Source organism: Moraxella sp. K127 (genome assembly GCF_015223095.1).
Taxonomy (GTDB): domain Bacteria; phylum Pseudomonadota; class Gammaproteobacteria; order Pseudomonadales; family Moraxellaceae; genus Moraxella.
The window spans coordinates 1-21,168 of sequence record NZ_JADFBZ010000050.1 but is presented as its reverse complement, the minus strand read 5'-3'; the positions used below and the strand labels follow the sequence as shown (position 1 = coordinate 21,168).

The window sequence follows — 21,168 nt, the reverse complement described above, 5'->3', positions numbered from 1 at the left end:
ATCATTTACACATAAATATACACTCATGAAAACTCCCAAACTCTCCGTCAATCCTTTAACCGCATCTTGTCTGGCTGCCATGACCTTAACAGGCTGTGCCTATGATGACATGTCTGCATCATTTCCTAACAGCCAAAAACTCATCCATGCCAACAATCAGCAAAATGACACGGTGCCCAATCCAGTCAATCCAACACCCACACCCACACCGGCACCAATACCAGTGCCAACACCCACACCAATCAACCCAATTCCAAACCCGATCACACCCCCTGTGATACCTGTACCTGTACCACAACCCACACCCGAACCCGAGCCAGCTCCAACCCCAACTCCTGCACCACAGCCTGTACCTAGTCCTGTGGAACCAGAACCTGCCCCTACTCCAATACCTACGCCCGAGCCAATTCCAGCTCCGGAACCAGCTCCACAGCCCATGCCTGAGCCGGAACCCGAACCGGTTCCAATGCCCGAACCCGAACCAGTACCAACTCCGGAACCTGTGCCGACCCCTGAGCCTGTTCCACAGCCTAAGCCAACACCAGAGCCCGAGCCTGAACCAGTTCCAACGCCTGAACCAGTTCCAACTCCAGCTCCGGAACCTACACCAGAACCCGAGCCAGTCCCACAGCCTGTGCCAACCCCTGAACCTGTGCCAACGCCCGAACCCGAACCGGTTCCAACGCCTGAGCCAGTTCCACAGCCCGAGCCAACACCAGAGCCAATTCCAGCACCGGAACCCATGCCTGAACCTGAACCAGTTCCAGCACCGGAACCTACACCCGAACCTGAGCCAGAACCAATTCCAGCTCCGGAACCCATGCCTGAACCAGTTCCAGCTCCGGAACCTGTGCCAACCCCTGAGCCGGTTCCACAGCCCGAGCCAACACCAGAGCCAATTCCAGCACCGGAACCTACACCAGAACCCGAGCCAGTCCCACAGCCTGAGCCTACGCCTGAACCTGTGCCAACACCGGAACCTATGCCCGAGCCTGAACCAGTTCCACAGCCCGAACCCGAGCCCGAACCGGTTCCAACACCTGAGCCGGTTCCACAGCCCGAGCCAACACCCGAGCCAGTTCCAACACCGGGACCCATGCCCGAGCCAGCACCTGAACCAATTCCAGCTCCAACGCCAAACTATGTTGCCCCTTTTAAGGCAGAGGATTTAAAAAAGCCAGAGTATCCACGCCCTGTTAAAAATGAGTTGGTGCGATATCAGCCTAAGCCCAGTCAGGGCACGCACACAGGTTATAGCACGATGGACAGTTATTATGCCAATACTGCCCAAAGTAGTACTTATCGCAAAAACTTGACTGAAAAATTCTATGGCACCAGCGAAGAGGAGTATGCTAAGCGTTTGGGTGATTTAAAAACCAGTATCGATACAACACAGTCTTTGGTGGGTGTGATTGATAGTGGTCTAAATCGCAATAACAAAGACATGATTGGTGCTAATGTTCATGACACTCAGGTCAAAATCAGACAAGGCAGTCGAGATTTGTACGAGTCTTCAACCTTTTCTGCAAGCGGAGACCACGGCACCCAGATGGCATCCATCATTGCTGGTAACAACGGCATGACCAATGCCAAAATCTATGGCAGTGATACCATTGGGACAAATACTGTCAATGGCAATCAATTTAAAGTCATCCATGATATCAATAAGAGATACGATGTAAAAATCTTTAACAACTCATGGGGTTCAAACAATAGCGATAATTGGTATAATGATGCCCTGCGTTTACAGTACAACAAAGAAACTGGCGAGGTCAAACCCCAAAATTCTTGGTCTGTTATTACCTTGGCAGAGCAAAATCTCCCTTATATTCACGACCTTATCATCAATAAAGATGTCTTGATGTTAAAAGCGTCAGGCAACGAAGGGAAAAATGATGCTTATGATGAGAATTTGGCACCTTTATTAAATGAAAAATTCAAAGATGGTTATATTGTTGTCTCATCCCCCCGAGAAGATTTTGCCGAAGCCAATCTGTGCGGTAGGACAGCCGAATGGTGTCTGGCAGCACCTTCAACCAGCACCAATTATAAAAATAATGGTCAAGTAAGCACCTACCAAGGCACGTCGCCCGCCACCGCTCGTGTGACAGGCACGGCAGTGTTGGTGCAGGCAGCTTATCCTTGGATGAAAAACTATAATTTGGTGCAGACCATTTTGGGAACGGCTAAGGATTTTGAAGACATTGCTCGTGAATCCCCCACTTACAAGGGCATCGAGAAGTATCGCTACAAGCCCAGAGATAGAGATCCTTTATTGTCAGGCAGGGACAAGATGGGAGATTATTATTTACTTCCTGAGGATATGCCTTGGGAGAAAAGAGAGGTTATCAAAAACCACCACGGCAAAAACATCACCCGTGAATCCGGCTGGGGTCTTTTAGACACAGAGGCAGCCACCAAAGGCTATGGCGGTTTTTATTGGGATGATGTCAGTCTTGACACCCAAGGCACAGAGCTGTCTGTTTTCTCTAATGACCTAAAAGGCGATAAAGGTTTCACCAAAAAAGGTGAGGGCAGACTTGTCTTTACTGGCAATAACAGCTATAAAGGCGACTCCATCTTAGAGGGTGGTAGCCTTGAAATCAATGGACAAAATGGTCCTTCTGCCTTTAAAGTCAATGCAGGTGAACTGACAGGTTATGGCAGTTTGGCGTCCATCACCCAAACAGGCGGTTATGTCAATAATGAGGGTAACCTGACCGTCAATGGCGACTACACCATGAATATCAGTGATGCCAACAAGGACAAAGCGGGCTTTAAAGCCAAGTTTGGCAACATGATGACGGTCAATGGCAAAGTAACCCTAGGTGGCACCTTGGACTTAACCGGCGAAACCAAAGAAGGCATCATCACCAAAGAGGGGAATGTCAGCACAGTGTTGCGTGGTAAAAAAGGCATTGATGGCACCTTCGCCAACCATGTCTCATCAAACCCCTTGTTTGGCATCACCAAAGTAGAGGTATCCCCTGAGGTTGATGAGATGGGTATTGTGATTAACAACAACCCAGATGCACAAAGCAAAGATGTTTTAGTACACGCTTACCGCAAACAAGCCGGTGGTTTGGTTTCTTCGGTGCCACTGACCCAAAGCGGACAAAGTGTGGCAGACAACCTAGACAAAGTGCTCTCAAAGCTAGATGACAAACAAGCCGGTGGCACACTAAACAGTCAAGAAAAAGCCTTTGCAGGGCGTGTCTTTGAAGCCTTTGCTGGTATGAATGCAGGCAGTGCCAACACCCTAGCACAGACCTTATCTACCACCGCCACCAATGCAGAGCTTTATAAACTTGACCCAACCATCTACGTCAATAGTACGGTCAATGCCATCGAACAAAGCGTGGATTCGTCCAATACCTTCGCCCAACGTCTAAGCGCCCTAAAACAAGGCTCATTCTGGGCAGAGGCTGCTTATGAAGAATATGACCTTGACCAAAGACAAGCCATCAGCAATCGCAAAGGCACCCACCAATCTGCGGGTATTGGCACAGACTTGGGGGGCATAAAGGTCGGTGCTCAGTTTGATTCAAGTCAGCTTGATGTCAACCAAAGTGTCTATGGTGTTACCAACAAGACAGACACCAAACTAATGTCGGTAAGTGTGGGTGCATCAAAATCACTGGGTAATGACAACTACCTATCAGGCTTTGTCAAAGGCAGTGTGCTAGATGGTAAAGCAACCTACCACAATGGCAACAAAACTGACCTGCAAGGTAAGGCATTGGGCGTGGGCTTACAACTGGGCAAACACAACCAAGTCACCCCCAAATTGTCGGTTAATCCGTTTGTCTCCGCCAATTATCATCACTACGACCATGATGACAAAGTCATGAACGATGGCATTAACACCATCCATGACATTGATGTCAAACAGTTGCAGTTAGGGCTAGGGGTCAATGCCAACTATCAAGTTACCCCAAATCTTGAACTCTACGGTGGTCTGTCTTTTTATGAAGCAGTCAAACGTGATGCCACCATCAATACCAACTATACAGGCACAGACACAGCATTGAGCTTTAATGGTTGGGACACTGGCAAAGACAAATACAAAGCCACCCTTGGTCTAAACCACCGCATCACCCCAAACAACACCCTAAGCCTAAGCTATGACTATGCAGGCAGTGAGCACACAGACAGCAGTCAAGTGAAACTTGGGCTTGTGAGTCGGTTTTAGGTATTGCCGTCATGATGTATGTCATGGCGGTATCGCTTGGTTATGCAATTTACAACCAAAAACCTTGTTAATCTTATATTAACAAGGTTTTAAAATCATGATATGCCCTTATAAAATGAATCTTGACACCAATTAATTTGACATACCGATGAACAGTACAAACGCACAAGTCGCCACTTTGTTGGAACGCTTGCACCAACCCCCCAAAAATAACGCATTTTATGAGCTGATAAAGACCATTAACTTTGATTATGGTGAAAATAGCATTGAGCAGATGGCTTATTTTTTGGATGAATTGGCAAAAAAATATGATTTGGATGCACTATTTACCAAAAAAACCTTTCGCCCACTTTGCTTGACATTTGCCGCATATTTGGGGGAATATTTGGCAAGATACACCCACGAGCCGATTCTTTGGCTTACTTATGATGAAGCACAGCAAGCCATTCGGGATAAAAATCAGTCTCATGGCACGGATTTTGCCTTGAAGAAGGTCTTTGAAAATTCTTTGATTGCCCAAATCGGAGAGCATATCTTTTGTCAGCCACTGCTTGCCATCAAAGATCATTTGACGCATCAAAATCGTTTGGATGTTTTTGTCAAATCGATGACGGGGGTGATTTTTAAAAGCCAAGAGGTCAGTATTTACTTAGAACCGAACCGAGTGGCTTATTTATATTTGGCAAAACTAAAAAACCAAAAACTCATCGATGATACATTTGCTTTTTTTGATGACATTAAGCACATCGATTTTGATTATTCTTTTGAAAGCATTGTTCGCTTGGATGGTGCTTTATCAACCATCAAAAAAACCCATCAACTAAATCAAGCAGTCTATCAACAATACGCAGAAAATCACGGATTTGAGAAATTGCTGTATCTGCTTAATTTCTACGTTGGTGCAACCTTTGCCAAACTTTTTAAAAGCACTTTGTCGTGGCTCAACTACCAGCAACTCACCGAGCAGTCGCCATCAAAACTACCAAAGCGTATCGAATATCAATTTATTGCCAATTTTAATGACGACCATCATGCCATCATGATGACGATTAATACGATGTTGTTTGACTTGGATTCGGATTGCCCCAACAGTCTTGTGGTGTTTTATGAGCTGATAAAACCAACATCGAAAGTTGTGATTACCGAGCAAAGACAAAATAGCCATCATGAACTCATTCAAAAACTGCCAAAACCTTGGCAGTCTGCCTTTAAGGTGGCGGGTGCCATGCTGGCGAAGGGGTTGGTGAGTATTTATGAGAGTAAGCCTGTGGTGCCGTCCTGCTTTAAATACGAACTTCAATCCAAGCAAAGCAAGTTTGTAGATATCGATGATGATAATCCTTTGATAAAGCTAAATGAGTTGTTGCAAAATAACCCTGACAACTCGCCATGTATGGTCGGTGCTTGTGACGTGCTGGTATCGACAGACATGGGTAAGACGGATGCCTTGATGATTCATATCAAGTTGTATCATAAGCCTGTACTGGATTTGAAGTTGGTTATGCCTTATCGGACAAGGCGACATATTGGTGGTTTTTGCTTTTTTCCCATCAGTTTTTATGAGTTTGACTTACCAGAGGTGCTAAAAACTCAACCACATTTGGTGACCACCATCGCACTTTTGATTTATGAATCCTTAGAATTTGAATTAAATCAAAACATGGCTCATTTGTATGCATCTGGCTTTGTCAATGAAAACAATTTCTTTGCCAGCATACAAGAGGAGCAGTCGTTGGTTGTGTTGGCGGATAAAGTAGAGTTGTCGTTATTGCCTTTATACACCCCTGAGGAGATGGCAAAAAGGGAAGAAGAAAAGAGCTACATTGGTGCCTTTGATGTCATCAACAGATTGGCACCAAACCAAAGAGAATATCTGCAAGTCATCGCCCCAGATTGGCTGTTAAAGGACGTGCTTGGCAGTCAGCTTGCACACATGCCAACCTTGTATCGACGAGGTAGGATAGTGTGGGCATCCTTGATATGGGCGAATCATCAGATTTTTAGCCAAGGAGAAGAAAGTTGTGCCGGAGAGGTGATTTTTGACCCTAGGGGGCGGACATCGCTTGATGAGTTGCGTGCTTATGGCGAGATGTTATATGCTCTAAAAGGTTCCACGCCCAAAGAGCCTGACCAGTTGGTTTATGCCCGTCATCTGACACAGGAGAATTCTCGGGTGTTTGGCATGCCTTATCCAAAGAGCTTGGGTAATGTTGAGCTGTCGGTGAGTAGCGTATGGTTTTATAGACGACATCTACCAAATGGCATGCTGTCGGACACAGTATTTCCCATCATTATCAGCGAAGATACAAAGGGGCGAGTCATGGTGTTGCCATCAAGACTGTGGGAGGGTAAATTTTATCAGGCGTGGCTACAACGTGCCAAAAATAAGTTTGGGGAGACTCATGATTTGTTGCCCCAAATCGAAGAGCAGGAGCGGTATAGCTCTTACATACTAGGTCAGGGCAGAGAGGCACATATTTTCCCAAAATACCATGAAATTTTTGATGAATAAAAGGATGAGATGACAAAATGGCAAACCAAGTTGCCGTTTTTGTTATTTTTGGATGGGATTGTATCTTTTGTGCTTATTAAATGAGTGGTCAAACAAGCGAAACAGTGCCAATATCAGCCATGAGATGAGCAGATAGATGATACCTGCGGCAAAATAAATCTCTAAGGTCATGTACGTCTTGGCAATGATGATTTTGGAGGTGTACATCAAATCCACCACCGTAATGGTGCTTGCCAGTGCTGAGCCTTTGAGCATAAAAATCACTTCATTGCTGTATGCAGGTATCATAATCCCAAAGGCACGGGGCAGGGTAATGCGGGTAAACTTCTGTATGGGCGACATGCCCAAAGCGTCCGCTGCTTCTAGCTCGCCACGGGGAACTGCCTGTATCGCCCCACGCACAATCTCAGCGACATAAGCGGCGGTGTTTAGCGTAAAGGCGATGATGGCACACCAGTAGGCTTGACTAAGCACGGGCTTCCACAGCATGCTCTCTTGAATGGCTTTAAACTGCCCGAGACCATAATAAATCAGAAAAATCTGCACCAGCAGGGGCGTGCCACGAAAAAAGAAAATGTATAAAAAAGGAAAAACCTGCACCAAAGGGTTTTTGGAGAGTCTAAGCAGTGCCAAAACCACCCCAAAAATCAGCCCGATGATACTGGATAATGCCACAAGCTCCAAGGTGGTGATGGATGCTTTTAGAAGTTCGGGAAAATGCGTGATAATCGCTTGCCAGTTCCAGCTCATGCCTTTGCCCCCGTTGTTTTTTGTTTAAGCAGTTTTTTGGCGTAACGTTTGGCAGGATTGGCTCGCCATTCGCCAAAGCTGATGCAGGCAGTAACGACCGCTGTTAGGCACAGATAAACGAGAGCTGCCACAAGATAAAAGGTAAAAGGTTCTTGGGTGGACTGAGCGGCACGAGATGAATAATAAATCAAATCTTTAAGTCCGATGAGTGAGATAAGGGCGGTGTCTTTTAGTAGCACCAAAAATAAGTTACCCAAACCGGGTAAGGCAACGACCCACATCTGTGGCAGGATAATGCGAAAAAAGGTCTGGGCAGGTCTCATGCCCAGTGATTGGGCAGCTTCCCACTGTCCTTTGGGAATCTCTTGGATTGCCATGCGAAACACTTCGGTGGCGTACGCCCCAAACATGACCGATAGGGCGACCACACCCGGCCAAAAACTGCCAATATCAATACGTCCACGATAACCAAAGACTTCTTTGGCAAAAAACGACACGATGATGTCACCACCAAAATAGATGGCAAAGACTACTAAGAGTTCGGGAATGCCACGCACTACCGTTGTGTAGATGTTGGCAAGGCTTTTAAATAGCCAGATATTAGAGAGCTTGGCAGTTGCCCCCAATAGCCCGAAAATCAATCCAAAAATCAGGCTCGTTACGCCCAATTTGATGGTCAAAATCGTGCCTTGCCAAAGTAAATCGGTGTATCCGTGGAGTTCTAACATGGTGTGGCGGTCTTTGTGGTTATTGTATTGATGGCTGTTCAATAAAAATAGACAAGGCTTGCTTGTCTATTTTAAGTATTGCTTTGTTAAGGGGTAACCTTATCAAATGGGTAAAATAGAACAAAACGCTTATTTTACCAATTTTTCAAAAATTTTGCTTAACTATTTTTAGTACTCTCACTCACCGCGGTATTTTGTGTCTCGCTTGTATCCGCAGGCTCGCTTACAGGCTCGGCATCGCCAGCAGGGGCAGGCGTGTCAGCAGAAGTGGGAGCATTGTCAGGAACACTGGCAGACCCTGTGGTGGCAAAGTATTTTGCTACCAGCTCATCATATTTGCCACTGGCTTTTAGATTTGCCAAAGCAGTGTTAAACTCGCCTTTTAGGGCATCATCTTTACGCACGGCAATACCCACTTTATCATCAATATCAATCGGCTCGCCTTTAATCTCAAAGTTCGCCCCTGCATCGGTTTTTAGCCAATCAGACGCTGGCACGAAGTCGGCAAGCATATAATCAATACGTCCTGCACTTAGGTCAAGGTGTACATTGTCCTGCTTATCATAAGCCTTGACAGTAGCATTAGGCTGATGTTTGGCAAGATATTCGCCCGAGACAGTGGCTTGCTGTACGCCCACAGTTTTGCCCGCTAAGTCGTTAATGGTGATGCTGTCGCCTTTTTTGCCGACTAGGATAAGCGTGTTATCAAAATAGGCATCAGAGAAATCCACCACTTCTAGGCGTTCTGGCGTGATAGACATGCCTGCCATGATGGCGTCCGATTTGTTCGCTTGTAGGCTTGGGATTAGGCTGTCCCAATCCTGTGCCACGATGTCGCAGTCGGCTTTCATCTCGGTGCATAGGGCATTGGCAAGGTCAATCTCAAAACCGACCAGATTGCCGGTGGTGTCCAAATAACTAAATGGCTTAAAGCTTGACTCGGTGGCAATCAGCACTTTTTTGCCGTCATGGGTGCCAGCATTGGCGGTGTCTGCGGTGGTATTGGCAGGTTTGTCGCCCCCACAGGCAGTTAGGGCAAGGGCGGTTAGGGCGATAGCTAAGTATTTGATTTTCATGATAAAACCTTTTGGTTGGTGGGTGGTTTTAAATTATTCGCTTTTTGCAGGTTCGGTAGTAGCAGACTCTTGGACTTGGGCGGTGTTGTCAGTCTCGGCAACTACTGGCTCGGCAGTCTCGCTTGGCGTGGGCGTGGCAGTATCGCCAAAGTGCTGTTTTTCTAGCTCGGCAAGGGTGCCATTGGCTTTTAGGGTGGCGAGTGCTTTATCAAAGTCAGCTTTTAGGGTGTCGCCTTTACGCACGGCAATGCCTAGATTGTCGTTGTTGTCAATCTCATCGCCGACCAGTCCAAAGCCGTCATTGCCTTGTTTTAGCCAGTCCATTGCCGAGACTTTCTCTGCCATGACTGCATGGTTTCGCCCTGCTTTTAGGTCAAGATAAGAGTTGGTGTAGGTGTCATATAGTTGAACACGGTTGCCGTCTTTGCCGTCATATCGCTCGGTGATGTAGTCCGCCCCTGTGGTGGAACGCTGACTGCCTAGCACCAGATTTTTGATGTTGCTCGGGTCAAATGAGCCGTCCGTTTTGGAGAGCCACACGATAGTGTTACTAAAATACGGCTCGGAGAAATCTACCTGTGCTTGGCGTTCGGGCGTGATAGACATACCAGCGATGACCGCATCGTATTTGTTGGTCAAAAGACCCGGTAATAAGCCGTCCCAGTCCTGTGCCACGACATCACAGTTTGCCTGAATCTCAGCACAGACGGCATTGATGACGTCCACGTCAAAACCGACAATTTTGCCGTCAGCGTTTAGGTTGTTAAAGGGTGGGTAGTTGGCTTCGGTGGCGATGATTAGACTTCTGCCTTCGCCTGCTTGTGGGGCGGTGGTGTCTGCCTTTGGTGTATCGGCAGGTTTGTCGCCCCCACAGGCAACTAGGGTGCTGGCTGTGAGCAGGCTTAGGGAGAATTTGGTCAATGCGTTCATAACAATCCTTATGTTAGGTTGGGGTTAAATACTCATGGGTGGCGTTACTGATGAGACGCCATAAATTCTTTGACACGCTCGGATTTGGGGTTTTCAAACACTTCGGTTGGCGTGCCCATTTCTTCGATACGTCCTTGATGTAAAAAGACGACTTTGGTTGAGACTTCTTTGGCAAATCGCATCTCATGGGTTACGATAAGCATGGTACGCCCTTCACTGGCAAGCTCACGCATGACCGCCAGCACTTCGTTCACGAGCTCTGGGTCTAGGGCGGACGTGGGTTCATCAAACAGCAAAACTTTGGGTTTCATGGCAAGTGAACGGGCGATTGCCACACGCTGACGCTGACCGCCTGATAGGTTGTCAGGGTAGGCGTCTTTTTTGTCCAGTAGCCCCACTTTGGCAAGCAGGCGTTCGCCTTCGGCAATGGCATCTGCCTTAGTTACGCCCAGCACATGAATGGGGGCTTCGGTGATGTTTTCTAAAATGGTCTTGTGTGGCCATAGGTTAAATGACTGAAACACAAAGCCAATCTCGGAGCGAAGTTTTTCAAGTTGTTTGGGATTTTTGGCGGTAAGCTCGCCTTTTTTGGGGGTGAGTTGTAGCTCTTCATTGCCCACAAAAATCTTGCCAGCACTGGGCTTTTCTAATAAATTAATACAGCGAAGTAGGGTAGATTTGCCCGAACCTGATGACCCTAAGATACTGATGACATCGCCGTCATAAGCGGTCAAAGAGACGCCTTTTAAGACTTCAAGCGAGCCATAATTTTTGTGAATGTCTTGTAAATCAAGGGCAATGGGGCGGTCAGTCATGAATTTCTCGGTTGTTTTTTAAAATCAAAAGTTAATCGTATATTTTGAACAAATCTGATAAAAAAGGCAAATCATTTTTACCAAAATCGGCAAAATTTTAGGGTGTGTTGAATATTGGTATTTGCTATGAAAAATAGGGGAAATCGCCCGTTTTTCAAGGAAAAAACGCAGGCTGATAGTTATTCTATCAGACAAGTTTTTGACGAAGAAAAACAAGATTTAGCCATTTTTCATGCAAAAATTGATAAAAGCATTAAATTATACCACATTTTATAAAAATGTTATCAATGTTCAACACGCCCTAATTTTTTCATCAATTTGTTAAAATTGTCAAAATTATTGGGGTAAAAAGGGTAAAATGAGACAAATTTGTTTTAAAAATGAGCGAATTTGACAGATTTTTTACCAAGTCGGTCATTTTTGGCGGTTTATCAATTACTGACAATCGCCAAAAATATGCTATAATTAGCCATTTATTGTCCTACTCTCAATTTTAATCATTACAATTTTACTGCCATTGATATTGTTACGGTGAGCCATGCCAAACGCCCAAAAAGCCAATTCTCCAACCGCCAAAAATGCAGGATTTTTTAATCGTCTGTGGCAGGGTTTTTTGACGACCGTTGGCACGGAGCGATTTTTTAAGATTTTCTCGCCGTGGGTCAAGTGGCTTGCCCTAATTGCCTTTGTGCTCATAAGCATTGGCACGGTGTGGGGACTCATGTTCGCTCCGCCTGATTATTTGCAGGGTAATAGTTATCGCATTATTTTTATCCATGTGCCAACCGCCAGCCTTGCCATGAGTATTTATTTTGCCATGAGTGTGCTAGGGGTCATTTTTTTGGTGTGGAAAATCAAAACCGCCAACATTGTCGCCCAAGCGGTCGCCCCGATTGGCTTTATCTGCTGTGTGCTAAGTCTCTTGACAGGCTCGATTTGGGCGAAACCAACATGGGGGACGTACTGGGTGTGGGACGCACGTTTGACCAGCATGCTGATTTTGGCGTTTTTATATGCAGGGGTCATGGCACTGTTTAGTGCTTTTGAGCATAGCCAAAATCGGGGCAAGGCGGCGGCGATTTTGTCCATTGTTGGGGCGGTCAATCTGCCGATTATCAAATACTCGGTAGAATGGTGGAATACCCTACACCAAGGGGCGACGTTTACCGTAACCAACGCCCCAAAAATGCCAGCGTCCATGTGGGTGCCACTGCTTATCATGATGCTTGGTATGTATTTTATGGTGGCGGGTCTCGCCATTTATCGCACCAATTCCTTGATTTTACAACGTGAACATAACAAAGCATGGGTAGCCAACTACCTAAATGCCAAAAAATAGCCAGCTCAAAAGGGGCAAGCAATGACACCGTATTTTCAAAATTTAGCAGACTTTATCCACATGAATGGTCATGGGGCTTATGTGTGGACGTGTTATGCCTTAGTGTTTGGGGCGATAGTGCTTATGATTTGGTATGCCAAAAGCGAACGCACCAAGACCATTGCCAAACTGTCCACACAGACCAAAAAACTCACCAACAAACAACGCCAAGCACTGGCAAAGGGTTAAATTATGAATAACGCACGCCAAAAAAAGCTCATGTGGGTCATCGCCATGCTGGTGGGTGTGGCGGTGGCAGTCGGACTGATTTTGTACGCCATTCGTCAGCAGACCGATTATTATTTTGATCCGACCGCCATTACTGCCGGCAAAGCCCCCGAAAACAAGCGTATCCGTGCAGGGGGCATGGTGGTGGCAGGCTCGGTTAAGCGAGACCCCAATGACCCGTTAAATATCCAGTTTGAAGTAACTGATTATAAAGCAGTCGTGCCGATGACATATCGGGGTGTATTGCCGGATTTGTTTGCCGAAAATTCAGGGGTGGTGGCAACCGGTGAGTTACAAGGTGGGACGTTTGTCGCCAGTGAAGTGCTTGCCAAGCATGATGAGAACTATATGCCCCCCGAAGTCGCCAAATCGCTAAAAGCCGAACACGCCGAACGGGGAACGGACGTGAATAACGGGCAATTTATCCCTGCCACAAGCATGGCGGAGATTGACCAAAGACAAGCCGAGCAAAGCCAAAATCAAGCCCAAGCCCAAGCCCAAAGCGACAGCCAAAATCCAAGCCCAACCCAAAATGAGAGCGATACACAGCAGTAGCGTATAAAAGCCGTTTTATTTTAAAAGTAAAAGAGTGTCTATCATGGACACTCTTTTTTTGTTAAATGATGATTATTTTGTCATGTTATAATATTTCAATTTATAATAGTTATGTTATAATGTTTCTATTTTAATTGTGATGTAAACAGGAGTAAGATTGTGTTAAAACAATCCAGTCATCATTTAACTAATCATCATTTAACTAATCATCAGACACCCAAACGCCCAAGCAAGACCCCCTTATGCCTTGCGGTGGCGGTCGCCCTTAGTGCTCAGCTTGCTTATGCTGATGAGACCCAGAGCGATGAGCCAACGGTGGTGCTTGCTGATGAGACCATTTATATTGAACGTCCGTCTATCGGCACGCAGATGACGGTGGGGCGTGATAAGCTCAAACATCGCTCGGCAACGCTGGGTAACGCCCTAGCAGGCGAGCTGGGTATTCACTCTAACCCCTTTGGCGGTGGGGCGAGTAAGCCTATCATTCGTGGACAGGACGGGGTGCGAGTGAAGATTTTACAAAACGGCACGGACGTTATTGATATGTCTGCTCTATCGCCTGACCATGTGGTCGCCGCCGACACCCTGCTAGCGAGCCGTGTGGAGCTGGTGCGTGGGGCAGGCACGCTCCTGTATGGCACAGCGTCGCAGGCAGGCGTGGTGAATGTCGTTGACGAGCGGATTCCTAGCCGTATGCCACAGGGTAACATCAAGGACAACATCGAAGGCGAGACGTTGTTACGCTATAACACAGGCAGTAATGAGAGAGTTGCCACAGCCAGTCTTAACATGGGCGTGGGGCAAAACGTGGCGGTGCGAGTCGAAGGGCTGACTCGCCGTGCCGATGATTATGATGTTCCAGAATTTCAGTCTGATGTCATGCTAGACTATCTGCCTGATAGCCATAACAAATCGACCGTTGGCACGGTGGGCGTGTCCTATATCGGCGATAAGGGTCATATTGGCGTGTCATACAGTCGCCGTCAGGATAAATATGGGATACCGGGGCATAATCATCATTATGACAGTTGCACTGCCCACTTTGTTAGTGCTATTGACAACCCCGAGCGGGCGGTGGCAGGGCGTTATTATTTGAATGCCTATCCGCATCTGATGGATGATGACGATATTGTTAATACGCCACATTTTGATAGCTGTAAAGTGGCAAGCAATGGCGAAGAGCATGGGCATAGCCATGATAATCCCTTTGGCTTTGACCACGACCACAACCACTCAGGTCCGTGGGTGGACATGAAAACTGACCGCTATGATTTGCGTGGTGAGCTAAATAACCCTGTGCGTGGCATGGATAAGGTGCGATTGTCGCTGACTTATGCCGATTATTTTCATGATGAAAAAGACCCTGGCAATCCCACTCGCACCACAGGCATTGAGGCAAATACAGATGATGAAATCAGAGAAAAAGCAATAGCTGATCGTGGACACCCATCAGCGATTTTTACCAATAAAGGTTTTAACTCACGCTTAGAAGGCTATCATTCGCCTGTATCTTTATTTGGCGGTACATTAAAGGGCATGGCAGGCGTGCAATACCAAACCCAAAAGGCAAGTGCTACCGTTCCTTACCTGCCTAGCTATGGTGATACATCAAAGGCAGACCCACGCTATTTGCTTGTGCCGCACACCAATAAGAATTTTAGCGTATTCGCCTTAGAGAGTTTTAATAAAGGCAATCTCACCCTAGAAGGGGCGGTGCGGTATGAACGCCAAAAAACACCCGTTCATTACGACCATGAACTGTTGGCAGAGAAATTGCAAAGGCATATAGCAAACTCATCTGCCACCAACAATAAAGAACCCCAACACCCAGACCTGTCGCCCTATACCCAAAGTGCGGTGTCTTATGCAGGTACGGCAAGTTGGGAGTTCGCCCCCCAATTACCGTCTGTCTGCGACTTATTCGCATAATGAACGCTTGCCTGCCCCGATGGAGCTGTATTTTAGTGGCAAACATTTGGCGACCAACTCATTTGAGTACGGCAACAAAGACCTAACCAAAGAAAAATCGGACAACTACGAGTTAGCTCTTAGCCATACGGGTGATAAGGTCAGCTATAAGGGCAGTGCTTATTATAGTGATTTTGATAATTATATTTTTAATGAAAATGTCGCCAAAGCGGGCAATCTCTATATCCGCCGTTACAACCAAACCACCGCCAAATTCTACGGATTAGAAGGCGAGATGACTTTCCATGTCAACCCTAACCATGATATCACATTGTTTGGTGATATGGTGCGTGGTAAGATTGGTAGTCTAGCTCCTGTCAAGGGTAAATTATTACATTCGGGTAGAAAATGGGTGTATTTTGATGATGATATCAAAGAAATGCAAGTTACAGAAGATGGCTTCTATGATGAAGATGGCACAAGCAGTCTAACTTGTGCAGATAAAACACCCGAAGAGTGGGGTCAAATTGATCCTGATAATGAATGTAGTCGTACCATTAATGTCTATAAAAACGGTACGACCACGCCAAGTGAAGAAGATTATGACTGGCTAGAACGCCCTGCGACCAACGCCCCACGGGTGCCACCCATGCGGCTAGGTGTGCGTTGGCAAGGCTATTTTGGTGATAAATGGTCTGCCAATGCTGAATATAGCCATGTCTTTGAGCAGGATAAGATTTCAACATCAACCATCGCTATCAAACCAGATTATGGGAAAATGTCCTATAATAACTCTGAAAACCCACTTACCATGCAGGCACGCACCATTACTGAGAATGTTACTAAGGGTTATAACCTGCTCAATCTCGGCTTAGACTATCACAACCACTGGGGCAACCTAGACTACACCCTATCTTTGCGAGCTAATAACGTGCTTGATGAGAAGGTGTATATCCATAACTCATTTTTGCCCTTTGTGCCACAAATGGGACGTAATTTTAGCCTAAGTGCTACCGTTAAGTTCTAGCATGGTATAAAAAATCCCCATGATTGGGGATTTTTAGTGTTATTCAAAAGCCTGCTGACCAAACTTAGCTTGCTCGCTGTCTTTTTGTTCATCAACAGTTGGATAGCGAGTGCTAGGCTCTTGGGAAAATGAGCTTTGTTTGTTCATCGCTTTGTCGGCAGTGGCAGTCATGGCGTTACAACCAGTTAGGGCAACTGCCAATAGGGCAAGCAGGCTAAGATGTTTCATAAAGTACCTTTATTAAATACAAAAACTGTCAATTTATCCTAAATTTATGCAAGAATCATACCGATTTTTCGTACCGCACAAATTCAAACCCAATCCCACTCTTATCATCTATCTGCCTATCCGACCGCCACACTTCACAAAAATCGTCCGTAACGGTAGGATAATGCGTGTCGCCTTGCACGTCCAAATCCACCTCTGTGATTTCTAGCACGTCCGCCATGCTTAGGCTTTGGCGGTAAATCTCGCCCCCACCAATGATAAAAATCCTATCTTTGCCGAGTTGCACCGCATCAGCTTTGGCGTTATTGATAGCTGTTGCCAAATCATGAGCCACCGCCACACCGTCCGCCGTCCATGCCGTATCTCGTGTGATGACGTGGTGCGTGCGATTGGGTAGGGGGCGACCGAGCGACTCGAACGTTTTTCGTCCCATGACAATCACGCCCCCTGTGGTGATTTCCTTAAAATGCTTTAAATCAGCAGGGATATGCCAAGCCAAATCATTGTCCTTGCCGATACAGTTTTGGCGGTCTTTGGCGACCACATGGACGATTTTTATGGGGTGTGTGGCACAAAATAAGGGCATGACGACTTCCAAAAATTGTTTTTTTTATTATAATAAGTGTGTATCAAAAAAGCAATTTATAAGGCATCTTATGAAAGCAATTCTACTTATCGCAGGTATTTTGACATTAACCGCCTGCCAATCCACTGCCACCCTAAACACACAAATCAATGATGATTTTAGACGCATCACGCAGGGCAAAACACCCAACGAGCTTGCGGATTTATTATACACCCAAGCAACCGCCAAATATCACAACCAAATGATAGACCCCTGTACCAAAATGCAAATCACAAAATCAGGCAATCAAGTGATTTTTGACAATCTGTTATTAGATGACCAATGTGGTAATAAGGTGAGAAATAGCGACCCAACCCAAATTCAAGCTCATATCCAATCGGGCAAACGCTTTCGTATCAATGAAATCAAAAAGACCCCAACCGCAGTCGCCATAATCAATGGTGGCGTAGAGCAAGTTTATCGCTATTATCTCATGCCAGAGCGTAAATTGGTTGGGGAATTTAAGATTGGTAAAGATGACATTAAATAATTTGCCAATTAGTGTGTAAATGTCATCAATAAAAACCCAGTATGTTAAAATATTGGGTTTTTATTTATTCAGTCAAATCTATGTTTTCTAAATCCAAATCCCAAAATCCCCAAAAACAACCCCTGCCCGATAATAAATACCGCCAATGCCCAATTTTGGCAATGATATATAGAATGCCAAATCAAATAAAATACAGACCCACTTTCAATCCATTGTAATAATAACCACATCACGGCATAATATATCGATACCCATATACCATAGATGAATTTATTTTTTATCAATCCCAATATCAATGAGCCTATCACGCCAATCATTGCCAATAATTTAAAAATCACGTCATCGTCATTGCCCGAGCTTTGGATTTCATAAATATAAAATGGCACACCGTCAAAAGCAGTGCAAAGATTATTGGCATTGACAAAAAACAATGCCATTGATGATAATCCTAGCACCCATGCCGATAATGGGCGATATGGGCTTGTTGTCATGATTGGGATAATTACACCGCCACGTCCGCTTTAATGCGTGCGTGTGATTGATAATTTACGATGTTAATATCATCAAATTTAAAATCAAACAAGTTATCAATATTTGGATTTAATTGTAATTCACAAAGTGGCAACGGCTCACGGGTCAGTTGCAGTTTAGCTTGCTCAAAGTGGTTATGGTACAAATGCGTATCGCCCCCCGTCCACACAAAATCACCCACACCCAGCCCACACACTTGGGCGACCATGTGCGTGAGTAGGGCATAGCTTGCGATATTAAACGGCACGCCCAAAAACACGTCCGCACTACGCTGATAAAGCTGGCACGACAGCTTGCCATTTACCACATAAAACTGAAACAGCGTATGGCAAGGCGGTAGGGCGACTTGGCTCGCTTCGTGCGGATTCCAGCCTGAGACGATGAGACGGCGAGAGTCGGGGTTGGTTTTGATTTCGTTCACAAGCCACGCAAGCTGGTCAAAGCCGTCCGCCTGATATGAGCCGTCAGCGTTTTTGGTTGCCCCAAAGTTACGCCATTGATGACCGTACACCGCCCCCAAATCGCCCGCTTGTCTGCCAAATCGTGCCGTCTGTTCGGCAGTCGCCCACTCGTCCCAAATGGTTACGCCATTATCCTGCAAGTATTTGACGTGGGTGTCGCCCTTGATAAACCACAAAAGCTCGTGCGTTATTGATTTCATATGCACTTTTTTTGTGGTGAGCAGGGGAAAGCCGTCTGCCAAATTAAACCGCATTTGATAACCAAACACCGAGCGGGTGCCTGTGCCTGTGCGGTCGGATTTGTCCGTGCCGTGGTTTAGGATATGGGATAGGAGTTCTAGGTATTGTTTCATTTTTTTCGCTCTTTTTAAAATAGGGTAGGGGATAAATTAAATTTGAAAATTATTTAATTAAAAGACATTAGACTTCTTGCGATACTAGGTTTTCCGTTCGCCCTGAGCCTGTCGAAGGGTCGGAAAACCGTTATGGTTCGACAAGCTCACCACGAACGGTTTTCTTTAATTCAGGGTTTCGCAAGAAGTCTATTGTCAATTTAAAAATTTTTAAATGTCAGATAGGTAGGGGCGAATCACATTCGCCCAATATTGTTTTGCGTTATGCTTTTTGCCAATCATAAATCGGCTTTTTATAGGCAAGAGCCATTAACACCACCCCTGCGATAATCATCGGCAGACTGTATAATTGCCCCTTGCTCATCCACCCAAATATCAGCTCATAGCCCACGTCAGGTTGACGGAAAAACTCGGTAATAAAACGGCTACACCCATAACCGAGCAAAAACAGAGCGGACACGGCATAGCGGGGGCGTGGCTTGGTGCTAAACCACCATAGCATCACAAACAGCACCAATCCTTCGGTAAAGGCTTGATAAAGCTGGCTTGGGTGTCGTGGCAGTAAGAAGTAATCGCCCATTTGCACGGCAATCTCATGTAAACTCGGGTCAGCATTGATAAGCTCGTGGTCGGCATGAACCGCTTGGGGAAAGTACATGAGATGAGCATAATCGCCATGCGACACCCGCCCCCACAGCTCGCCACCCACAAAGTTACCAATCCGCCCAAACAGTAAGCCTAACGGCACACAAGGGGCGATAAAATCCAGTACGGTAAAGGCGTGTTTTTTGTATTTACGTCCAAAAAAGAACATGGCAACCAGCACACCGACAAATCCGCCATGAAAGCTCATGCCCCCTTCCCATACCTTGAAAAGATAGGCAGGATTTGCCAAAAATTCGCCAAAATTGTACAAAATCACATAGCCAATCCGACCGCCCAAAATCACGCCCATTGCCCCAAAAAATATCAAATCGGAGACGGCTTCGCTCGTAAAATCGCCCCGTTTTTTGCCACGATAAGTCGCCAATATGTAGGCAGACAAAAAGGCAAGCAAGTACATAAGTCCATACCAATGCACTTGGATAAAGCCCAAATCAAGGGCGACAGGGTCAAATTGGGGGTGTGTGATTGCCATAAAAAATCATCAGCTAAAAATTGGCTTATGATAGCAAATTTTTACTCATTTTAAAATCAAATTAAATTGAAGTCTCATGTAAAAGCAGGCTAAAAACAAAAGGCAAATACATGGGTATTTGCCTAATAAATTGGGTGTTAAACCCAATCATTCGCCATAAATCTTGACATTTTGAGCAAAGGCACAGCCTTTTTGGCGAGCGGCGACAATCATCGCATCATGCTCGCCATAGAGTTTGGCTAGGGTGTTGGTTTTGGCTTGTCTTGCTCCACTGCCAAGTCCTGCCCCCACGCTAATGGACGGATAGATACCACCACGACCGCCAGCAAGACCAATGCCGATACCTGTGGCGGACAGTCCGATGTTTTGGTTTTCGGTGGCTTTGGCGGTTTGGCTAATGCGAGCCACTTCGCTTTGTAGGACGGTGCAATCATAGCCTTGATAATTGGCAGGATTGACGTGTTGGGGGGCGATGTTGGTGGTGGCACAGCCTGTGAGAGCGACAGTGACAACCGCCAATGAGATGAGTGCTTTTTTCATAAAGATACCTATGTTGGTAAGTGCGATAAAGTTGGAATTATTTATTTTGTCCGGCACAGTTGGGACTGTTTGGGGCGGATGATAGGCTCGCCCATTCATCAGGCGTGTAGGCGTGAATGGCAAGGGCATGTACCGTACCGCCTTGTGTGGTCAGACAGGGATTGACCAAACCATAGACAAGCTGATGACGAGACGCCAGACGTTTGCCAACAAATTCATCACTGACGATGATGAGTTTAAAATGACTCTCTTTACCGTCAAAGTACCCTGCGTGCATATGACTTTCGTTATCTAAGGTTATGTGCGTGGGGTGCAGGGCGGTTAGGGCATGGGTTAGGGCGGTTTGGGTGTTCATGATGTGGCTTTTATTTGTTTAAAAAGTTTAAAAAGGCTTAAATAGGGGGTATAATACCATTTATCAAAATAATTATCAAAAATCATTTATCCAAAAACCATTTATTCAAAACCATAGAGACCCTTATGAGCGACCATTCATCAGCATCTAAAATCCCAAACGACATTCCACCCCCACCCGAACCGCCCGAAGGTTATGAATGCTGTGATAATGGCTGTGATGAGCTGTGTGTATTTGAAATTTATAAATTGCAAAAAGCGGATTATGATGCCAAATGGGGTCATGTGATTGATAAAAATGAATGATTGGGGGTTTATGAGATTATCCAAAGATGATTAAAATTTCATC

21 protein-coding genes are annotated in these 21,168 nt (G+C 45.8%); 9 read left to right on the top strand and 12 right to left on the bottom strand.

Annotated features, from left to right (window positions below; all coding sequences use genetic code 11):
- Positions 1-25 precede the first annotated feature (25 nt).
- Together IM753_RS10600 and IM753_RS10595 are read left to right on the top strand one after the other, a co-directional pair.
- On the top strand, positions 26-4,192 hold the full coding sequence (locus IM753_RS10600) for a S8 family serine peptidase (RefSeq protein WP_194109260.1): 4,167 nt from the start codon (positions 26-28) through the stop codon (positions 4,190-4,192).
- Positions 4,193-4,340: 148 nt separating this feature from the next.
- Positions 4,341-6,704: a hypothetical protein gene (locus tag IM753_RS10595; RefSeq protein WP_194109259.1), complete on the top strand. Its 2,364-nt coding sequence runs from the start codon at positions 4,341-4,343 to the stop codon at positions 6,702-6,704.
- Positions 6,705-6,746: 42 nt separating this feature from the next.
- On the opposite strand, the gene IM753_RS10590 is transcribed toward IM753_RS10595, so the two are convergent.
- From IM753_RS10590 to IM753_RS10570, 5 genes are all read right to left on the bottom strand, one after another.
- Positions 6,747-7,454 (bottom strand): ABC transporter permease, encoded by a 708-nt coding sequence (locus IM753_RS10590; protein ID WP_065255694.1) that lies wholly within the window; start codon positions 7,452-7,454, stop codon positions 6,747-6,749.
- Positions 7,451-8,182: an ABC transporter permease gene (locus IM753_RS10585; RefSeq protein WP_065255695.1), complete on the bottom strand. Its 732-nt coding sequence runs from the start codon at positions 8,180-8,182 to the stop codon at positions 7,451-7,453. Before IM753_RS10585 ends, IM753_RS10590 begins: the two co-directional genes overlap by 4 nt.
- A gap of 158 nt (positions 8,183-8,340) precedes the next feature.
- Positions 8,341-9,258, bottom strand: a complete 918-nt coding sequence (locus IM753_RS10580) for a transporter substrate-binding domain-containing protein (RefSeq protein ID WP_083108107.1) — start codon at positions 9,256-9,258, stop codon at positions 8,341-8,343.
- Between the two features lie 33 nt (positions 9,259-9,291).
- Positions 9,292-10,188, bottom strand: coding sequence for a transporter substrate-binding domain-containing protein (locus tag IM753_RS10575; protein WP_083108105.1), 897 nt, complete (start codon positions 10,186-10,188; stop codon positions 9,292-9,294).
- Between the two features lie 44 nt (positions 10,189-10,232).
- Positions 10,233-11,003 carry an ABC transporter ATP-binding protein gene (locus tag IM753_RS10570; RefSeq protein WP_194109258.1) on the bottom strand — a complete coding sequence of 257 codons (771 nt, stop codon included), beginning with the start codon at positions 11,001-11,003 and terminating at the stop codon, positions 10,233-10,235.
- Between the two features lie 538 nt (positions 11,004-11,541).
- On the opposite strand from IM753_RS10570, the gene IM753_RS10565 reads away from it, so the two are divergent.
- The 5 genes from IM753_RS10565 (at position 11,542) to IM753_RS13050 (ending at position 16,099) form a co-directional block, all read left to right on the top strand.
- Positions 11,542-12,342 carry a heme ABC transporter permease gene (locus IM753_RS10565; protein WP_194109257.1) on the top strand — a complete coding sequence of 267 codons (801 nt, stop codon included), beginning with the start codon at positions 11,542-11,544 and terminating at the stop codon, positions 12,340-12,342.
- Between the two features lie 21 nt (positions 12,343-12,363).
- Positions 12,364-12,570: a heme exporter protein CcmD gene (gene ccmD, locus IM753_RS10560; RefSeq protein ID WP_065255697.1), complete on the top strand. Its 207-nt coding sequence runs from the start codon at positions 12,364-12,366 to the stop codon at positions 12,568-12,570.
- A 3-nt stretch (positions 12,571-12,573) separates the two neighbouring features.
- The gene (gene ccmE / locus IM753_RS10555) at positions 12,574-13,164 is read left to right on the top strand and encodes a cytochrome c maturation protein CcmE (RefSeq protein WP_083108103.1); all 591 of its coding nucleotides are present in this window, start codon (positions 12,574-12,576) and stop codon (positions 13,162-13,164) included.
- Positions 13,165-13,323: 159 nt separating this feature from the next.
- Positions 13,324-15,093 (top strand): TonB-dependent receptor plug domain-containing protein, encoded by a 1,770-nt coding sequence (locus IM753_RS13055; RefSeq protein ID WP_370582845.1) that lies wholly within the window; start codon positions 13,324-13,326, stop codon positions 15,091-15,093.
- Positions 15,029-16,099 carry a TonB-dependent receptor domain-containing protein gene (locus IM753_RS13050; RefSeq protein WP_227713141.1) on the top strand — a complete coding sequence of 357 codons (1,071 nt, stop codon included), beginning with the start codon at positions 15,029-15,031 and terminating at the stop codon, positions 16,097-16,099. Before IM753_RS13055 ends, IM753_RS13050 begins: the two co-directional genes overlap by 65 nt.
- Before the next feature lie 39 nt (positions 16,100-16,138).
- Here IM753_RS13050 and IM753_RS10545 read toward each other — a convergent pair whose 3' ends face one another.
- Together IM753_RS10545 and IM753_RS10540 are read right to left on the bottom strand one after the other, a co-directional pair.
- Positions 16,139-16,327: a hypothetical protein gene (locus IM753_RS10545; protein ID WP_065255698.1), complete on the bottom strand. Its 189-nt coding sequence runs from the start codon at positions 16,325-16,327 to the stop codon at positions 16,139-16,141.
- Between the two features lie 55 nt (positions 16,328-16,382).
- On the bottom strand, positions 16,383-16,913 hold the full coding sequence (locus IM753_RS10540; RefSeq protein WP_065255699.1) for a dihydrofolate reductase: 531 nt from the start codon (positions 16,911-16,913) through the stop codon (positions 16,383-16,385).
- Positions 16,914-16,983: 70 nt separating this feature from the next.
- On the opposite strand from IM753_RS10540, the gene IM753_RS10535 reads away from it, so the two are divergent.
- Positions 16,984-17,442, top strand: a complete 459-nt coding sequence (locus IM753_RS10535; protein ID WP_065255700.1) for a hypothetical protein — start codon at positions 16,984-16,986, stop codon at positions 17,440-17,442.
- 68 nt (positions 17,443-17,510) lie between these two features.
- Here the strand turns inward: IM753_RS10535 and IM753_RS10530 are convergent, their stop codons facing one another.
- From IM753_RS10530 to IM753_RS10510, 5 genes are all read right to left on the bottom strand, one after another.
- A complete protein-coding gene (locus IM753_RS10530) occupies positions 17,511-17,933 on the bottom strand; it encodes a hypothetical protein (RefSeq protein ID WP_156065061.1) in 423 nt (140 codons plus the stop codon).
- An 11-nt stretch (positions 17,934-17,944) separates the two neighbouring features.
- A complete protein-coding gene (locus IM753_RS10525) occupies positions 17,945-18,787 on the bottom strand; it encodes a thymidylate synthase (RefSeq protein WP_065255702.1) in 843 nt (280 codons plus the stop codon).
- Positions 18,788-19,049: 262 nt separating this feature from the next.
- Positions 19,050-19,925, bottom strand: a complete 876-nt coding sequence (gene lgt, locus IM753_RS10520; RefSeq protein ID WP_065255703.1) for a prolipoprotein diacylglyceryl transferase — start codon at positions 19,923-19,925, stop codon at positions 19,050-19,052.
- Positions 19,926-20,072: 147 nt separating this feature from the next.
- On the bottom strand, positions 20,073-20,465 hold the full coding sequence (locus tag IM753_RS10515) for a hypothetical protein (RefSeq protein WP_065255704.1): 393 nt from the start codon (positions 20,463-20,465) through the stop codon (positions 20,073-20,075).
- A 37-nt stretch (positions 20,466-20,502) separates the two neighbouring features.
- The gene (locus IM753_RS10510; RefSeq protein WP_062501361.1) at positions 20,503-20,820 is read right to left on the bottom strand and encodes a BolA family transcriptional regulator; all 318 of its coding nucleotides are present in this window, start codon (positions 20,818-20,820) and stop codon (positions 20,503-20,505) included.
- 125 nt (positions 20,821-20,945) lie between these two features.
- Here IM753_RS10510 and IM753_RS10505 point away from each other — a divergent pair, with 125 nt between their 5' ends.
- The gene (locus IM753_RS10505) at positions 20,946-21,125 is read left to right on the top strand and encodes an oxidoreductase-like domain-containing protein (protein ID WP_194109256.1); all 180 of its coding nucleotides are present in this window, start codon (positions 20,946-20,948) and stop codon (positions 21,123-21,125) included.
- The last annotated feature ends 43 nt before the right edge of the window (positions 21,126-21,168 follow it).

Coding starts and splice junctions, on each gene's coding strand:
- IM753_RS10600 (WP_194109260.1), top strand. CDS start 26: ATGAAAACTCCCAAACTCTCCGTCAATCCTTTAACCGCATCTTGTCTG.
- IM753_RS10595 (WP_194109259.1), top strand. CDS start 4,341: ATGAACAGTACAAACGCACAAGTCGCCACTTTGTTGGAACGCTTGCAC.
- IM753_RS10590 (WP_065255694.1), bottom strand. CDS start 7,454: ATGAGCTGGAACTGGCAAGCGATTATCACGCATTTTCCCGAACTTCTA.
- IM753_RS10585 (WP_065255695.1), bottom strand. CDS start 8,182: ATGTTAGAACTCCACGGATACACCGATTTACTTTGGCAAGGCACGATT.
- IM753_RS10580 (WP_083108107.1), bottom strand. CDS start 9,258: ATGAAAATCAAATACTTAGCTATCGCCCTAACCGCCCTTGCCCTAACT.
- IM753_RS10575 (WP_083108105.1), bottom strand. CDS start 10,188: ATGAACGCATTGACCAAATTCTCCCTAAGCCTGCTCACAGCCAGCACC.
- IM753_RS10570 (WP_194109258.1), bottom strand. CDS start 11,003: ATGACTGACCGCCCCATTGCCCTTGATTTACAAGACATTCACAAAAAT.
- IM753_RS10565 (WP_194109257.1), top strand. CDS start 11,542: ATGCCAAACGCCCAAAAAGCCAATTCTCCAACCGCCAAAAATGCAGGA.
- ccmD (WP_065255697.1), top strand. CDS start 12,364: ATGACACCGTATTTTCAAAATTTAGCAGACTTTATCCACATGAATGGT.
- ccmE (WP_083108103.1), top strand. CDS start 12,574: ATGAATAACGCACGCCAAAAAAAGCTCATGTGGGTCATCGCCATGCTG.
- IM753_RS13050 (WP_227713141.1), top strand. CDS start 15,029: ATGCAGGTACGGCAAGTTGGGAGTTCGCCCCCCAATTACCGTCTGTCT.
- IM753_RS10545 (WP_065255698.1), bottom strand. CDS start 16,327: ATGAAACATCTTAGCCTGCTTGCCCTATTGGCAGTTGCCCTAACTGGT.
- IM753_RS10540 (WP_065255699.1), bottom strand. CDS start 16,913: ATGCCCTTATTTTGTGCCACACACCCCATAAAAATCGTCCATGTGGTC.
- IM753_RS10535 (WP_065255700.1), top strand. CDS start 16,984: ATGAAAGCAATTCTACTTATCGCAGGTATTTTGACATTAACCGCCTGC.
- IM753_RS10530 (WP_156065061.1), bottom strand. CDS start 17,933: ATGACAACAAGCCCATATCGCCCATTATCGGCATGGGTGCTAGGATTA.
- IM753_RS10525 (WP_065255702.1), bottom strand. CDS start 18,787: ATGAAACAATACCTAGAACTCCTATCCCATATCCTAAACCACGGCACG.
- lgt (WP_065255703.1), bottom strand. CDS start 19,925: ATGGCAATCACACACCCCCAATTTGACCCTGTCGCCCTTGATTTGGGC.
- IM753_RS10515 (WP_065255704.1), bottom strand. CDS start 20,465: ATGAAAAAAGCACTCATCTCATTGGCGGTTGTCACTGTCGCTCTCACA.
- IM753_RS10510 (WP_062501361.1), bottom strand. CDS start 20,820: ATGAACACCCAAACCGCCCTAACCCATGCCCTAACCGCCCTGCACCCC.
- IM753_RS10505 (WP_194109256.1), top strand. CDS start 20,946: ATGAGCGACCATTCATCAGCATCTAAAATCCCAAACGACATTCCACCC.